The following is a 15,066-nucleotide window of genomic DNA, read 5'->3' as shown; positions in this document are numbered from 1 at the left end:
GGCACACCGCCGTCCATCCCGCTCGACCACGAGAACCGAGATCCGCATGCGTTCCGCCGCCCCGCGCCCGCCCGCCGCACTGCTCACCCTCCTCGCGGCGCTCCTGACCGTGCTCGCCGCCGGCCTGGCCAGCGCTTCCCCGGCCGCCGCGCACGACGCGACCACGACGGCGTACGTCGACGTCACCGGCACCGGAACCCGCGTCCAGGCGGAACTCGACCTCGAGTACGACCTGCTCATGAAGTCGGCCTGGCTCTATGCCGAGGCCTATGGCGCCAAGGACCGCGCCGAGCAGCTGCGCCAGCTGAAGATCAACGCCAAGGCCGTGAACGAGTACGTCACCGGGCGCTTCGCGCTCGCCCACGACGGCACCGCCTGCACCCCCCGCCCGGCCGGGGACGCCGCCGTCCACACCCGCGGCACCCGCCCGTTCGCCGTCCTCACCCTCGCCTACGACTGCCCGGCCGGAGCGGACGGCGCCCGGACGATCTCCAGCGCCCTGTTCCCGGACGCCGAGAGCTTCGTGCACAGCACGGAGACGATCGTCCACTACGACATCGACGGGCAGCGCGGCTCCCAGGTGCTGACGGCCGCCGAGCCCACTCTGAAGACCGGCGGACCCCACGAATCCCGCCACCAGATCACCGAGTTCTTCCTGCTCGGCACGGAACACCTGCTGTTCGGCCTGGACCACGTCCTCTTCCTGCTCTCGCTGCTCATCGGCGCCAGCGGCCTGCGCGACGTGCTCCTCGCGGCGACCGCCTTCACCGCCGCCCACAGCGTCACCTTCCTGCTGGCGGCCATGGGCGTGGTCAGCGTGCCCGCGGCCGTGGTCGAACCGGTCATCGCGGCCTCCATCGCCGTCATGGCCTGCGCCGGCATCCTCCTGCGCGACCGGGAGGGCACCGGGCGCTGGCGGCTGCCGGTCGTCTTCCTCTTCGGCCTGGTCCACGGCCTGGGCTTCGCGGGGGCGCTCGGCATCGACGAGAGCTGGTCGTGGGAACTGCTGCTGTCGCTGCTGAGCTTCAACGTCGGTATCGAAGCCGTGCAGTTGGGCATCATCGTGGTCGTGTTCCCGCTGCTGGTGCTGCTCCGCAGGGCCCCCGCGCACCGCTGGGTGCTGCCCGCCATGACCGCGCCCATCGTGATCGTCAGCCTCTACTGGTTCTGGGACCGGGTGACCGCCGTCCCGTCGTGAGCGCCCGACCCGCCGCCGGGCCCGCCGCGACCGTATCGACGCCTGCGCTTCATGTGGATCACGGACGGCGCATACGTGTTGATCATCCGCCGGCCGGAAGTTATTGGCATGTCCATCACTTCACTGGGCCGTCGCACGCCCATCGCGTCCGTGATCGCCCTCGCCGCGTCCCTCACCGCGTCCTTCGCCGTCCTCGCCCCCGCGACACCGGCGTTCGCCGCGTCCAACGCCGTACCGACGTACGAAGTGAAGATCAACCTCACCACCGCCGCGCTCGACGCCTCGCACAGCCCGACGGCGGCCGTGAAGGCGGCCTTCGGCATCTCCGGCTCCGCCAAGGCGCGTTCGTACGAGTACTTCGACACCGACGTGCAGGCCCTCGACGCCCAGGGTTGGAGCGTCCGGCTCCGCCACAAGTCCGGGTCCTCGTTCGAGGAGAGCTACAAGAAGCGCTACGCGGTCGCCAACGGCGACATCACCGGCGCCCTGAACCAGGCGAACGCGCAGGGCTTCGACAGCAGCGACACCAACTACGACGCCGAGGTGGACTGGGGCTACGCCAAGCAGACCCTCAGCTTCACCAACGAGAAGTCCCACAGTGCGAGCGGCTACTCCGGCACCTCCATGCCGTCGAGCACCACCGGGCGCGGGTGGCTGGTCGCCGAGATCCCCGGCAAGCTCGACGACTGGTCCGGCGACAACTGGGGCGGCGACACCCTCTCCGCCTCTCGCGCCCACGGCCCGGTGACCGCCCAGGTGTGGTCGGGCGCCTGGGAGGCGTCCGACGACGCGAGCATCGAGGTGCTGCCCGTCAAGAACGCCGCCGGGACCGGCACCGAGTACGTGATCGAGCTGTCGTTCAAGGCCGACACCTACGCCGACGCCTCCCGGCTGCACACCGACGCCATCGCGGCCGCCGACCGGAACGGCTGGCTCTACCACGGCGACATCCTCAAGACGGACCTGATCCTCGACCGCTACTGAGAGATCCGTCCGCGCGAGTGCGTTCACGGATCAGCGGCGCCCGAAGACGCCCTCACCGCTGCCGAGGCGGACGCCGCCACGGTGAGGCCTTCGAGCCTTTCCTGTCCCCAGCCGTTGGCCGCGCGCAGGTCGGGTGTCCGGTGCTTCGCCAATCCGGTTTTCCTGCGGGCCTGTTCGCGGCGCGGGGCGTCCGGTGCCCGGCGAGGCGGTGGCGCTGCCCTAGGCTCGGACGCGTGGATGAGCGCACTGCCCTGGAGAGGTGGCTCGGCGGGCTCCCCGGCGAGCGTCTGACCGCCTTGCTGGAGGAGCGTGAGTTGCCCCATGCCGCGGGCTACACGCGGATCGACACGTTCCGGCATCTGGCGGAACACCTGCTGACCGACGCCTCCGTGGAGCGCGCCGTAGCCGCCGGGACCGCGGGGGACGTGGAGTTGCTCGCATGGGTGGCGGCCAGAGCGCTGGAAACGTACGGCCCGGTCGCCGCCCCGGAGCGGGCCGCGTACTCCTGGCGGCCGGAGCCGCCCCTGGTGGACTCCTACCAGCGGCTGGTACCCGAGGCGGACGTGCGGGACCGGCTCGAACGGGGCGGGACGCCCAGCGAGCACCTGACCTCCGCGCTGGACCGGTTGCGGTACCGCGCACTGCTGCTGCCCGCTCCTCCCGGCCAGTTGGCGCTGCCCTCCCTGCTGCACACCTGGGCGGCCCGGATGGACGGCTACGGCAGGCCGCTGGACACCCTCCTGACCCGTGCCTACAACGCGCCCGAGATCAAGCGGATCGCCGCCGCGCTCGGCATCGAGCCGCGCACCCGCGCCGACGCCCAGGCGGCGATCGGCGCCCTGCTCGCGGACGCCGGCCGGGTAAGGGAGCTGGTGGCCAAGGCGCCGGCGGCGGCCCACGAGCTGCTGGACCACATGGTGCCGGGGCCTCCACTGATGCGGACGCGCCGCTTCGTCTCCCGGTACGGGGGCCACGCGGGCGGCCCGGACGACAAGTACACCTTCCGGGACGGCGGCAGCGGCGACGAGGGCACCGACTGGCTCGCGGAACGCGGCATGGTGGTGCCGGTCGGGCCGGATCTGGTGGAACTGCCCTACGAGGTGGGCCGCGCCCTGCGGCTGGACGGTCCCACTCGGGCCCTGAGCCTGGACGCGGAACCGCTCACCTGCGTCGCCGAGTTGCCCCACGACTGGGACGGGCAGGGCGCGATGGCGGCCGGGGCCGCCGCGTGGCGGGCCGAACTGGTGCTGCGGGAACTGGCCGCGCACCCCCTGGCGGTGCGCAAGGCCGGCGGGGTCGCGGTGCGCGACACCCGGCGGCTGGCGAAGGCGGCCGGAACGAGCGAGGAGCACACCCGGCTCTGGCTCGACCTGGCGGTGAACGCCGGCCTCGCCGCCCCCAAGGCCGACGAGCCGGAACCCGCGGTGCGCGGCCGGGGGAGGGGGCGTACCCGTCCCGGCGCGCCGAAGCCCTCGGCGCGGCTGCTCGCCACCGACCGGTACGACGCGTGGGCGGCGGCCACGCCCGCCGGGAAACTGCTGCCGCTGATGGCGGCCTGGGCCGTGGTGCCGGAGGTGCTCACCCACTGGCCGGAGCAGGACGAGACGCCGGTGGCACTGATCAGCCCCCAGGATCCGTACGCCGTAGCGCTGCGGCACGGCGTGCTGCGAGCGCTGGCCACCCTGCCGGACGGGTACGGGCTGGTCGCCGGCGCACCGGCGCACGCCGAACTCCTCGACCGTGCCGCCTGGTTCCAGCCGGTGCTGGGGCTCCGACGCGACGGCCACGGCGAAATCGACGAGCGCCTGGCCGGGCGGCTCGAAGCCACCCTCGCCGAGGCCGAGCTGTTCGGCCTGGTGGCGCACGGCGCACTCACCGGGGCGGGCCGCGCGATCGTCGGCCTCCTCGAGGCCGGGGCCGGGCGCCACTACCCGGCCGTCCCGGGCGCGGACGCCGACCCGGCGGCCGAGGGCACGGCCCGGCTGGGGAAGGGCCTGGCCGCACATCCGGACCTGGCCGAGGCGGTGGCGGCCCTGCGCGAGGCCCTGCGCGCGATGCTCCCGGCGCCCAGCACCACGGCCCGGTTCCAGGCCGACTCAACCGCCACGGTGACCGGCGCTCCCGCCCCCGACCTGGCCGCACTCCTGTCCGCGGTCGGCGACATCGAGTCCGAGGGGCACGCCGTCGTCTGGCGCATCACCCCCGTCTCACTGCGCCGCGCCTTCGACGCGGGATGGAGCGCCGACGACATCCTCGAACGCCTCACCGCGGTCCGCGAGCCGGGCACCGAACTGCCGCAGCCGCTGGCGTACACCGTCAAGGACATCGCCCGCGGGCACGGGCGGCTGCGCGTGGTGCGCTCCGCGTGCTGCGTCCGCTCCGACGACACGGCACTGATCGCCGAGGTCGCCCAGACCCGCGGCCTCGCCGCATTGGGCCTGCGGCGCATCGCGCCGACGGTGCTGATCTCCACCGCGCCGCCCGACGAGACCCTCGCCGCCCTGCGCAGGGCCGGCTACGCCCCGGCCCTGGAGGCCGAGACCGGCACGACCGTCCTGGAGCGCGTGTCCGAGGAACGCTCCCGGTCCATGGTCCCGGCCCTGGACCGGGTACCTGTGCGGTACGGCGGCCACCGCATGCCCGGGACGCCCTCCTCGGCCCGGGACATGGCGGACGCGCTCCGCGGGTGAGGCGACCGCCTCCTGCCCGGGGCCGCCGATCAGGACGGGGTGGGGGTCGCCTCCCGTTCCCGCGGGGTGTCGTCGAGGAAGCCGCCCGACTGGTGCTGCCACAGCTTCGCGTAGGCGCCGTCCGAGGCGAGCAGGTCCTGGTGGGTGCCCTGCTCGACGATGCGCCCGTGGTCGAGGACGACCAGCCGGTCCATGGTGGCGACCGTGCTCAGGCGGTGGGCCACCACGAGCGCGGTGCGACCCTCCATGAGCCGCCACAGCGCCTCCTGGACCAGGACCTCGCTCTCGGAGTCCAGTGCGCTGGTCGCCTCGTCGAGCAGCAGGATCGGCGCGTCCCGCAGGATCGCCCTGGCGAGGGCGACCCGCTGGCGCTGTCCGCCGGAGAGTTTGATGCCGCGCTCGCCCACCATGGTGTCGAAGCCCTCCGGCAGCGCGTCGGCGAACTCCGTGACGTGCGCCGCCTCGGCCGCGCGGCGGATCTCGGCCTCGGTGGCCTCCGGCCGGGCGAACGCGATGTTGTCCCGCAGCGTGCGGTGGAACATCGCGGGGTCCTGCGGCACGTAGGCGATCAGGCTGCGCAGATCGGCCTGGCGCAGACCGCTGATGTCCTGACCGCCGACCAGGATGCGGCCGGAGTCGATGTCCTTCATCCGCAGCAGGAGCCGGGTCATCGTGCTCTTGCCGCCGCCGGACCGGCCCACCAGGCCGATCTTCTCCCCGCCGGGCACCGCCAGGTCAAGGCCCTCGAAGAGGGGCTCCGCGCCCGCGTGGGCGAAGGTCACCTGCTCGAAGCGGACGTCGGCCGACCGGCGCGACCCGCCCCGCAACGGTTCCGGGGACTGAGGGTCGAGCACCGTCGCCGGGGTCATCAGCAGTTCGGTGAACTGCGCCGCCTCGGTCATCGAGCTTTCCAGGCGGCGGTAGATCTGGTTGAACTCGAACATGATCCGGGTGGCGTTGGTGTAGTAGGTGAAGGCGACCACGATCGCCTCCACGTTGTGCGCCCCGGAGTGCCCGCTGCTGCCGAGGGTGATCGCGAGCAGCAGACCCAGGCCGTTGGTCAGCACCGACAGCGGCGCGACCAGCGTGTCGATACGCAGATTGCCGTAGTCCCACGACTTCAGAGTGAGCCGCCGCGACTCCGCGACACGGCGCCGGTGCTCGGCCGCCTCGCGCTCCTCGGCGGCGAACGCCCGCACCGTGTCCATGTTGGCCAGGCTGTCGGCGACGTGGCCCGACACCCGGGCCAGCGCGGCCTCACGCTGGTTGACGAGCGCCTGGCGGCGGCGGATCAGCGGGGCCACGCACAGCGCCGTGAGCGCGATCATCGTCACGAGCCCGACGACGAGCAGCGGTTCGTAGCGCCACAGCACCACCGAGCCGAACAGCAGCGGCACGAGAGTGCCGATGATCTGGAACGTGACCGTGTCGATGACCTCCTCGAACCGGGAGGCGAAACTCAGCACCCGCTTGGTCAGCGATCCCGCGAAGTTGTCGTGGAAGAACGCGGCGTCCTTGGCGAACAGCTCGTCCATGCCGACGACGTACAAGTGCTCGATGCCGAGGGCGTCGAGGCGGTTCAGGCAGTGCAGACCGAGCCGCCACAGGGCTTCCGCGACCAGCAGCACACCGGCGAAGCCGAGGACGTAGGGCAGGGCGGTCGCGTAGCCGATGGCGCTGCCGCCGGCGACGCGGCCGACGAGCTTGGCGACGATCAGCGGCGCCAGATAGTTGATGCAGATGTTGCCCAGCGCCGGCAGGAGCATCGCGGGCGCCGTCCAACGCCGCAGCCGGGACAGCTCCCTTCCGTAGTGGCGAAGCGCGAGGACGACCGAGCCCTTGCCCGGTGTACCCGCGTGTTCCTCAGACAGTCCCATCACAACCCCGTGTTGTCGTACGGCGGCCCGCCACGTGCGGATTCACGGGCCGTGCGGCGCCCCGGCCCGGTTCGGGCGCGCGCCTCGACAGCGAGAGGCGCGGGGGAGGGGAGTGTCCCGCGCCGGAATCCCCGGAGTCCAAGGATTTTCCCCGAATGGCGTACTTTCGGCCGTCTTCGGAGCGGCTGCGGGAGGCCTGCCGGGAACCTCATTCCCCCTGGTGAAGGGGGTGCGGCGAATACGGCACGGGCCGGCGGGACAGCGCGGAACCCACCGCGCCGTGGACGAGCCCGCCCACCGCGGCACCGACCGCGTACCAGAACAGATCGGGTGCGTTGAAGGTCGAGCCGAGCACGAGGCGGGCGGCGGTGCTCCGCGCGGCCAGCTCCGCCGGCACATCGCTGAGTTGGAGGAACTCCACCGCCCAACTGAGAGCCAGCGCGCTTCCGGCGGCCACGAGCGGCCGGATCCGTGGCGCCACCAGGACGGCGAGCGCCACCAGCAGGAGGGTGTAGAGCGCGTCCCCGCCGTACTTGGCCACGCTCCCCGCCGCCACGGCCCGCAGCCCCAGGCCCGCGCCGACGGTCAGCACGGCGGCTCCGGCCGCCACCAGGCGGGTGCCCATCAGGCCTTCGGTGCGGGCGCTGTTCACGTCCGGGGCGTCCACTCGCTCGCGAGCAGGCCGAGGACGGCCTCGTCCGCGAACGCCCCGTACACCCAGGCGGAGCGCCGCAGGGTGCCCTCGCGCACGAACCCGGCGGCGGTCGCGGCCGCGACCATCGGGGCGTTGTCCGCGAGGGTCTCGATCTGGAGCCGCTGCAGTCCGCGGACCGCGAATCCGTACTCGCACAGCGTGCGCACGACGTCGACGGCGAAGCCGCGGCCGCGGAACGCCGGGCGCAGGGAGATCCCGATGTGCGCCGTCCTGTTGTGCGTGTCGATGCCCCAGAGCAGGGCCTCGCCCGCCAGTTCCTGCGACTCCAGCTCCACCACGGAGAACACGGCCGCCCCGTCCGCCGGATCGGTCACCGCGAAAGGCGACCGGCCCGCATCCCGCGGGACGGGCCGCCACGGGCGGGAGTCGGCGCGCGACCGTACGGCCACGTCGTCGTACAGCTCGGAATGGAGAACGTCGACGTCGCTCTCCTGCCGGGCGCGCAGCCCGATCTTCTCGCCATGCATCACGGGAGCATTGCTATACGAGGGGGAGCGGCCGATCAAGCGCATTCCCCCGTGCCCGCCCGTCCGCCGCCGGACGGCACAAGGAGACAGCGAAGGCGAGGGGGTCGTACCCTCCTCGCCACTCTCAACTTATAGCGCACCGGGGGCCTTGCGGCAAGCCCCCGGTCGTGCCGCAGAATCCGCGACGGACGGCAGAACTGCCGAATGGGCCGGTTCGTGAAGTACGTGCGCTCCTGGGGGATTTCGTGACCGACGCCAACAACGACAACGACGACAACGACGACAACGGCGTGATCGACGTGATCGTGGCCGGCGGGGGGCCGACCGGCTTGATGCTGGCGGCGGAATTGCGGCTGCACGGCGTGCACGTGGTCGTGCTGGAGAAGGAGGCGGAGCCGGCCGGCTTCGTCCGGGCTCTCGGTCTGCACGTGCGCAGCATCGAGGTGCTGGACCAGCGCGGTCTGCTGGAGCGTTTCCTCGCGGTCGGGAAGCGGTCCGCGGCCGGAGGTCTCTTCGCCGGCTTCGACATGCCCTGGCCCGACCGGCTGGACACCGCTCACCCCTACGTCCTCGGCATTCCGCAGCCCGCCACCGACCGCCTGCTCGCCGAGCGCGCGGCCGAACTCGGCGCCGAGATCCACCGCGGCCGCGAACTCGTCGGACTGAGCCAGGACGACCAGGGGGTGACCGCCGAACTGGCCGACGGCACACGCCTGCGCTCGCGTTGGCTCGTCGGCTGCGACGGCGGGCGCAGCACGGTGCGCAAGGTGCTCGGCGTCGGCTTCCCCGGCGAACCCACCCGGGTGGAGACGCTGCTGGGCGAGATGGAGGTGACCGCGGCGCCGGAGGAGGTGGCCGCCGTGGTGGCCGAAGTCCGCAGGACCCAGAAGCGGTTCGGGGTCGGGCCCTTCGGGGGCGGGGTGTACCGCGTCGTCGTGCCCGCGGCGGGGGTCGCCGGGGACCGCTCGGTCCCGCCGACCCTCGACGAGGTCAAGCGGCAGTTGCGGGTGTTCGCCGGCACCGACTTCGGCGTGCACTCGCCGCGCCGGCTGTCCCGCTTCGGCGACGCCACGCGGCAGGCCGAGCGCTACCGCACCGGCCGGGTGCTGCTGGCCGGCGACGCGGCGCACGTCCACCCGCCGACCGGCGGGCAGGGACTCAACCTCGGTATCCAGGACGCGTTCAACCTCGGCTGGAAACTGGCCGCCGAGGTCAACGGCTGGGCGCCGGACGGGCTGCTGGACAGCTACCACGCCGAGCGGCACCCGGTGGCCGCCGACGTCCTGGAGAACACCCGCGCGCAGATGGAGCTGATGAGCACCGAGCCCGGCCCGCGCTCGGTGCGCCGTCTGCTGTCCGAACTGGTGCGCTTCGAGGACGTGAACCGGCACCTGGTCGAGAGGATCACCGCGATCGGGATCCGCTACGACGTCGGCGAGGGCCACCAGCTGCTCGGGCGACGGCTGCGGGACGTGCGGTTGCGGCGGGGGCGCCTCTACGCGCTGATGCACGGCGGCCGCGGGCTCCTGCTCGACCGTACGGGCCGGCTGTCGGTGGCCGGCTGGGCGGATCGCGTCGACCACGTGGTCGACGCCGCCGAGGCCGGCGGGGAACTGGACGTGCCCGCCGTGCTGCTGCGGCCGGACGGCCATGTGGTGTGGGCGGGCGAGGACCAGGCGGATCTGCTCGGCCCGCTGTCACGGTGGTTCGGCGCCGCCGCCTGAGCAACGCCGCGGGTTCACCCGCGCCCGGCCGCGCGCCCGCGGACTCCGCGCGCGCCCGCGGGCTCTGCGCCCGGTCCGCCAAGATTCGCCGCCCCGTCAGAGAACTGCCACCGGCTATTCCTCCGGACCGCATCTCATGGCTCCGGCGGATATTCGTGCGCCATGCATGCACATATGACGGGACACACATGACCAGAATGACAGGGCGGGCCCGTACGGCGGCCGCGTCCGTTGCGGCGGCGATCACCATGAGCGTGACGGTCCTGGGCGCCGGTATCACCCAGGCGGACGCCGTCGAGCGGGTCCGGCTGGCGGAGGACGTGACCGTCGCGCCGGGCATCACGTACCAGGCCTTCTCCGTGACCGCCTCGCACGGCAAGGTCACCGGCCACGTGATCACCGCCGACCTGAGCGACAGCCGCGTCTCGGTCGGCATGCTGACCCCCGGCAAGGTCTCCGCCCGCACGAAGCTCTCCCAACTGGTCTCGGCGCAGGGCGCGGTGGCCGGCGTCAACGCCGACTTCTTCAACATCGACGAGACGCAGCACCCCGGCGTGCCGGCCACGAACTCCGCGGTGGGCCCGGCCATCGACAACGGTGTGGCGCTCAAGTCCGCCGTGCCGAACGGCCAGCGCTTCGGGCCGGGCCTCTCGCCCGGCACGTCCACCCGTGACGTGATCGGCGTCGACTACAAGAACGTGGCCCATCTGGACTCGCTGACCCTCGACGGCTCCATCAAGGGGCACCGGGACAAGGAGCTCGGCCTCGACGGGTTCAACCAGTACGCGATCCCCGTCGGCGGCATCGGCGCCTTCACCTCCCAGTGGGGCGACATCTCGCGCATGCGCGCCACCTGCGGCACCGACACCGTACGGGCCGCCGCGTGCAGCACGGACGTCTACGAGGTGACCGTGCGCAACAACCGCGTGGTGTCCGGCTCGTCCACCATCGGGGCCGGCGCCATCGACGCGGACTCCGTGGTCCTGGTCGGCCGCGAGGCCGGCGCGGCGGAGCTGCGCTCGCTGGAGATCGGCGAGCACATCCGGGTCTCCGAGGACCTGGACTCCGCCGGGGGCAACCGTCTGAAGTTCGCGGTCGGCGGCAACCCGGTGCTGCGCGACGGCGAGCCGATCTCGGGCCTGGACAACAAGGCCGTGGCGACCCGCACCGGTGCGGCCTTCGGTGACGGCGGCCGGCTGCTGTACCTGCTGGTGCTGGACGGCACCGCGGAGAGCGGCGCGGGCCTGACCGTCGCCGAACTCGCGGGCGTCTTCCAGAGCGTGGGCGCCGACAACGGTGTCAACCTGGACGGCGGCGGCTCGTCCACCCTCGTGACCCGTGACGCGGTTACCGGGCTGCCCGTGGTGCGCAACCACCCGACCGGCGGCGCCGAGCGGCCGGTCCCGGAGGGCATCGGGCTCTTCTCCCGCGCCTGACCGGTCGGCCCGGGCGGCGTCGGCCTCGACGACGCCGCCCGGGCCGGTGCCACGGCACGCCGGGTCAGTCCTCCAGGCGGACGGGCATCAGGAGCGAGAAGGTGTCCTCGGCGTCGGTCCTGCGGACCGCCAGCGGCGCGGTGGGAGCGCCGAACTCCAGGATCAGCCGGTCCTGGTCTCCGGCGGCCAGGGCGTGCAGCAGGAAGTCGCGGTTGACGGCGACATCGCCCGCGTCGTCGCCGCCCTCGCCCCCGCAGACACCCACCGTGCCGTCGTCGGTCACCTTGAGTACGACGATGTCGAAGGACACGCCGTCCTGTTCCCGCACCTCACCGGCGCGGACCGGACCGGCCTCCACCGCCGCCCGGAACGCCGGGACGTCGACGAGGGCGCGCCGCCCGGCCGGCACGCGGATGAGGCGACGGTAGTCGGGGAAGTCGTGGTCGACACGCCGGCCGGCCGCCTGCCGGTCCCCCGCCTCCAGGGCCACGCGGTCACCGTCGACGGTGAGCCGGACGGACCCGCCGTCGCTCAGCAGCGCCCGCATGGCGTCGGCCAGCGGGGACGGTACGACGACCTGCGTACGGGGCCCGTCATGTGCGGTGGCGCCCGCTCGCGCGACCGCCATCCGGTACCGGTCGGTGGCCACGACCCGCAGGATCCCGTCCTCGATGTCGAACAGGACACCGCCGAGCATGGGCAGTTCCGGGTCGGTGCCGGCGGCGAAGCGGACCGCGTCCAAGGCCGCGGCCAACTCGGCCGCGGGCAGGTCCAGCCGGGCGGCGGGGGGCGTGCTGGTCGAGGTCATGGGATTCTCCCTGCGATCGAGAAGGGCTCGGACCGTGGAGAACTCGATGCGGGCATCGGACAGCGTCCGTTCGAGACGGCGCAGATGCGACTCGAGCAACTGCCGCACCAGGCCGGTGTCCCGGCCGGACCAGCCCGCCAGCACCAGCCGGATGTCCGCGAGCGGCATCCCCGCCCTGCGCAGCCGGGCCAGCAGCCTGGCCTCCTCCAACTGCTCGGCGTCGTACCAGCGGTAGCCGCTCACGGGATCCACCCAGGCCGGCACCAGCACGCCGGCCCGGTCGTAGAACCGCAGGGCGCTCACGCCCAGCCCACTGTCCCGGGCCATCTCGCCGATACTGCGCATCTCGCTCTCCACACCCGGAACTCTGAGCCCTGCACCAGGTCGAGGGTCAAGCCCGGCCGGCTGGCGCGTGCGCGAGCGGCCGACCCCGGATTCAGCAGCGTCGCCCGCAACGCCTCCGTGAGCGGCGCCTCCACCAGCATGCACGTCCTCGGTGTCCATCGGACGTTGTGGTCCCCGGCCCGGAGGCCCGCACGCTCCTGGCGGCACGTGGACAGCCCCCCTCCTGGGGCTGCGGCTGCGGCTCCTGGTGGTGCCGGCAGCTCCCTGTGGACGGATGACCTGCAGGTTCTCCACGGGGAGTCGGGGGGCCGTTCATTTGGCGGTCACGACTCCGCCAGGGTGGAGGACGACGATCGTGATCGTTCCGCCCCCGTCCCCACCCCAGGAGGATCTTTCATGCTGCGCCGGACCCTGGCCGCGCTCGCTGTCGTCACCGCGCTCACCACTGTCACCACCTCCGGGATCGCCGAGGCGTCGGCCGCCGAGGGCAGAGGGCCGCGGGTGCTGGACGTGATGACGTTCAACATCCACCACGCCCAGGGCACCGACGGCGTGCTCGACGTCCGGCGGATCGCGGACGTCGTCCGCGAGAGCGGCGCCGACGTGGTCGGGCTCCAGGAGGTCGACAACCACTACTCCGGGCGCAGCGACTGGGCCGACCAGGCCGCCGATCTGGCCGCGCTGCTGGGCTACCACGTGGTGTTCGGCGCCAACATCGACAACGCGCCCCCGGCCGGCAGCGACCACAGGATCCAGTACGGCACCGCGATCCTGTCCCGCTACGCGATCACGGAGTCGGACAACACCTGGCTGTACAAGTCGCCCGGCCAGGAGCAGCGCGGGCTGCTGCACGCCGCGCTCGACGTCCGCGGGAGGACCGTGCACTTCTACTGCACCCACCTGGCGGCCAGTTCGCAGACCGACCGGCTGCAGCAGACCCCGCAGATCGTCGACAGGATCGGCGCCACCCAGCCGGCGATCCTCGTGGGCGACTTCAACGCCGTTCCTACCGCGCCGGAGTCCCAGCCCCTGCAGAGCGCCTACACCGACGCCTGGGCGACGTCCCCGCACCCGCGCGGCGACGGGGCGACGTACCCCGCCGAGGCTCCGGCCGAGCGGATCGACGACATCTACACCACGAAGAAGGTGAAGCCGCTCCTCACGCACGTCGTGCACGTGGACGAGACGGCGTCGGACCACCTCCCGCTGGTCAGCAAGGTCGTCGTCGCCCCCTGATCAGGCACCGGGCCCCAGCCGGTCGATGACCGAGCGGAGCTGGTCGCGGTCGAGCTCGTACACCGTCTCGCCCGCCCGCGGGTCGCGTGCGTGCAGCACGTGGAACATCGGGGCGTAAGGACCGGCGAGGTCGACGAGGGTCGCCGAGGCCCCGCGTACGGCCCGCTCGGTCCCCGGCGGGGCCGTCAGATCGATCCGGCTGAGGACCCCCGCGGTCACCCACACCGGGACGGACGCGAGGTGGCCGAAGAGCTGGAGATGGAAGTGGCCGCAGAGGACGAGCCGTACGTCCGTGCCGCGCACGACGTCCGCCAGTTCGGCCGCGTCCTGGAGGCCCAGGGTCTTCTGGACCTCGACGTCGAGGGTGACCGGCGGGTGGTGGAGGACCACCACCGACCCGTTCGGCGCGGGCGCGGCCAGCACCTGCCGGAGCCAGTCGAGCTGGCGGGCGCCGACCCTTCCGTAGACCTTGCCGGGGACGAGCGAGTCGAGCGTGATGAGGCGGTGGCCGTCGATCGTGCTGGCGGCCGCCCGCTCGCCCTCCGGGGAGTCGACCACGGTGGTGGCCGTGTCGCGCCCGTCGATGCCGATGTGGCCGCTGCCCAGCACCTTGGCGAAGGCGCCGCGCTCGTCGTGGTTGCCGGTGCAGAAGACCACCGGGGCCCCCTTGCGCGAGGCGAACTCCCGCACCATGTCGCGCGCCGCGGTGTACGCCTCCGGCGAGCCGTCGTCGGCGACGTCCCCGCTGACGACGACGGTGCCGATGCCGGGTACCGCCTCCAGGTCGGTGAGCATCCTGCGCAGGGACTCCCGGGCGTCGACGCCGCGGGCGTTCGGCGCGTCGTCGGGGCCGATGTGGATGTCGGACAGGTGAAGGATCCGCATCCCGGCCACGGTACAGAGACCCTGACGTGGCGTCATCACCCCGCGCGAGGGCGGCGCCGCCACGCCGGCGCGCGCCGTCCCGCGGTGCCCTCTTGACCTGTCAAGCAGTTAGGGTGAGGACGTGTCGCCCCGAGAGCAGTCACCCCGGTCATCGCGGTCGCCCCAGGCACCGCAACCACTGCAGCCCCTCAGCGCGCGCGAGGAGGCGTTCGTGCGCGAGCTGAGCCGGGTGATGCTGGTGCTGCCCCGCGTGGTCGACAACGACCTGGTGCGCGAGGCGGGACTGCCGCTCTCCGAGTACACCTCGCTGATGCACCTGTCCGAGGCCCCCGAGGCGCAGTTGCGGATGAGCGAGCTCGCGGACGCCTGCAACCTCTCGCTCAGCGGCGTGACCCGTGTGGTCATCCGGCTGGAGAAGCAGGGCTGGGTCCAGCGGGTCAAGTGCACCGAGGACGGGCGCGGGTGGAACGCCGTGCTGACCGATGCCGGGCTCGCCCGTCTGGAGCGGGCCTGGCCGACGTTCCTGGCCACCGTGCGGCAGAACCTCGTCGATCACTTCGAGGGCCAGGACCTCGCCTCGCTCACGGCCGCGCTCCGGAAGGTCGCCGGCGGCGACCTGGCCGACCAGGGCTGATCCCCGCCGCTCTCCCCGGCTCGCACATCACCTCCTTGACAGGTGACGTTCTCGTCGGTCATGCTCG

At 72.9% G+C, this 15,066-nt stretch carries 12 protein-coding genes; 7 read left to right on the top strand and 5 right to left on the bottom strand.

Features of this window, described 5'->3' with window-relative positions:
* Positions 1–46 precede the first annotated feature (46 nt).
* The 3 genes from PV364_RS34830 to PV364_RS34820 all read left to right on the top strand — a co-directional run bounded on the left by PV364_RS34830 (position 47) and on the right by PV364_RS34820 (position 4,872).
* Positions 47–1,198, top strand: a complete 1,152-nt coding sequence (locus PV364_RS34830; protein WP_319664715.1) for a HupE/UreJ family protein — start codon at positions 47–49, stop codon at positions 1,196–1,198.
* 108 nt (positions 1,199–1,306) lie between these two features.
* The gene (locus PV364_RS34825) at positions 1,307–2,182 is read left to right on the top strand and encodes a hypothetical protein (RefSeq protein ID WP_319664714.1); all 876 of its coding nucleotides are present in this window, start codon (positions 1,307–1,309) and stop codon (positions 2,180–2,182) included.
* A 233-nt stretch (positions 2,183–2,415) separates the two neighbouring features.
* Positions 2,416–4,872 (top strand): helicase-associated domain-containing protein, encoded by a 2,457-nt coding sequence (locus PV364_RS34820; RefSeq protein WP_319664713.1) that lies wholly within the window; start codon positions 2,416–2,418, stop codon positions 4,870–4,872.
* Positions 4,873–4,901: 29 nt separating this feature from the next.
* Here the strand turns inward: PV364_RS34820 and PV364_RS34815 are convergent, their stop codons facing one another.
* The 3 genes from PV364_RS34815 to PV364_RS34805 all read right to left on the bottom strand — a co-directional run bounded on the left by PV364_RS34815 (position 4,902) and on the right by PV364_RS34805 (position 7,931).
* Positions 4,902–6,749 carry an ABC transporter ATP-binding protein gene (locus PV364_RS34815; protein WP_319664711.1) on the bottom strand — a complete coding sequence of 616 codons (1,848 nt, stop codon included), beginning with the start codon at positions 6,747–6,749 and terminating at the stop codon, positions 4,902–4,904.
* A 208-nt stretch (positions 6,750–6,957) separates the two neighbouring features.
* A complete protein-coding gene (locus tag PV364_RS34810; RefSeq protein ID WP_319664759.1) occupies positions 6,958–7,374 on the bottom strand; it encodes a DUF2809 domain-containing protein in 417 nt (138 codons plus the stop codon).
* A gap of 23 nt (positions 7,375–7,397) precedes the next feature.
* Positions 7,398–7,931: a GNAT family N-acetyltransferase gene (locus tag PV364_RS34805; protein WP_401979301.1), complete on the bottom strand. Its 534-nt coding sequence runs from the start codon at positions 7,929–7,931 to the stop codon at positions 7,398–7,400.
* A gap of 290 nt (positions 7,932–8,221) precedes the next feature.
* On the opposite strand from PV364_RS34805, the gene rox reads away from it, so the two are divergent.
* Together rox and PV364_RS34795 are read left to right on the top strand one after the other, a co-directional pair.
* Complete coding sequence (gene rox, locus PV364_RS34800; protein WP_319664758.1) at positions 8,222–9,655, top strand: rifampin monooxygenase; 1,434 nt, start codon at positions 8,222–8,224, stop codon at positions 9,653–9,655.
* A gap of 188 nt (positions 9,656–9,843) precedes the next feature.
* Positions 9,844–11,091, top strand: a complete 1,248-nt coding sequence (locus PV364_RS34795) for a phosphodiester glycosidase family protein (protein WP_319664708.1) — start codon at positions 9,844–9,846, stop codon at positions 11,089–11,091.
* A 64-nt stretch (positions 11,092–11,155) separates the two neighbouring features.
* Here the strand turns inward: PV364_RS34795 and PV364_RS34790 are convergent, their stop codons facing one another.
* Positions 11,156–12,244, bottom strand: a complete 1,089-nt coding sequence (locus PV364_RS34790) for a MerR family transcriptional regulator (RefSeq protein ID WP_319664706.1) — start codon at positions 12,242–12,244, stop codon at positions 11,156–11,158.
* Between the two features lie 396 nt (positions 12,245–12,640).
* Here PV364_RS34790 and PV364_RS34785 point away from each other — a divergent pair, with 396 nt between their 5' ends.
* Positions 12,641–13,480 carry an endonuclease/exonuclease/phosphatase family protein gene (locus PV364_RS34785; RefSeq protein WP_319664705.1) on the top strand — a complete coding sequence of 280 codons (840 nt, stop codon included), beginning with the start codon at positions 12,641–12,643 and terminating at the stop codon, positions 13,478–13,480.
* Here the strand turns inward: PV364_RS34785 and PV364_RS34780 are convergent, their stop codons facing one another.
* Positions 13,481–14,365, bottom strand: a complete 885-nt coding sequence (locus PV364_RS34780) for a metallophosphoesterase family protein (protein WP_319664704.1) — start codon at positions 14,363–14,365, stop codon at positions 13,481–13,483.
* Between the two features lie 211 nt (positions 14,366–14,576).
* On the opposite strand from PV364_RS34780, the gene PV364_RS34775 reads away from it, so the two are divergent.
* The gene (locus tag PV364_RS34775; RefSeq protein ID WP_319664703.1) at positions 14,577–14,999 is read left to right on the top strand and encodes a MarR family winged helix-turn-helix transcriptional regulator; all 423 of its coding nucleotides are present in this window, start codon (positions 14,577–14,579) and stop codon (positions 14,997–14,999) included.
* Positions 15,000–15,066 lie beyond the last annotated feature (67 nt).

This window comes from Streptomyces sp. MI02-7b, assembly GCF_033793585.1.
In the GTDB taxonomy this organism is placed as follows: Bacteria; Actinomycetota; Actinomycetes; order Streptomycetales; family Streptomycetaceae; genus Actinacidiphila.
The sequence above is the reverse complement of the archived record's forward strand: the minus strand, read 5'-3'. Positions and strand labels throughout refer to the sequence as shown.

Coding starts and splice junctions, on each gene's coding strand:
- PV364_RS34830 (WP_319664715.1), top strand. CDS start 47: ATGCGTTCCGCCGCCCCGCGCCCGCCCGCCGCACTGCTCACCCTCCTC.
- PV364_RS34825 (WP_319664714.1), top strand. CDS start 1,307: ATGTCCATCACTTCACTGGGCCGTCGCACGCCCATCGCGTCCGTGATC.
- PV364_RS34815 (WP_319664711.1), bottom strand. CDS start 6,749: ATGGGACTGTCTGAGGAACACGCGGGTACACCGGGCAAGGGCTCGGTC.
- PV364_RS34810 (WP_319664759.1), bottom strand. CDS start 7,374: ATGGGCACCCGCCTGGTGGCGGCCGGAGCCGCCGTGCTGACCGTCGGC.
- PV364_RS34805 (WP_401979301.1), bottom strand. CDS start 7,931: ATGCATGGCGAGAAGATCGGGCTGCGCGCCCGGCAGGAGAGCGACGTC.
- PV364_RS34795 (WP_319664708.1), top strand. CDS start 9,844: ATGACCAGAATGACAGGGCGGGCCCGTACGGCGGCCGCGTCCGTTGCG.
- PV364_RS34790 (WP_319664706.1), bottom strand. CDS start 12,244: ATGCGCAGTATCGGCGAGATGGCCCGGGACAGTGGGCTGGGCGTGAGC.
- PV364_RS34785 (WP_319664705.1), top strand. CDS start 12,641: ATGCTGCGCCGGACCCTGGCCGCGCTCGCTGTCGTCACCGCGCTCACC.
- PV364_RS34780 (WP_319664704.1), bottom strand. CDS start 14,365: ATGCGGATCCTTCACCTGTCCGACATCCACATCGGCCCCGACGACGCG.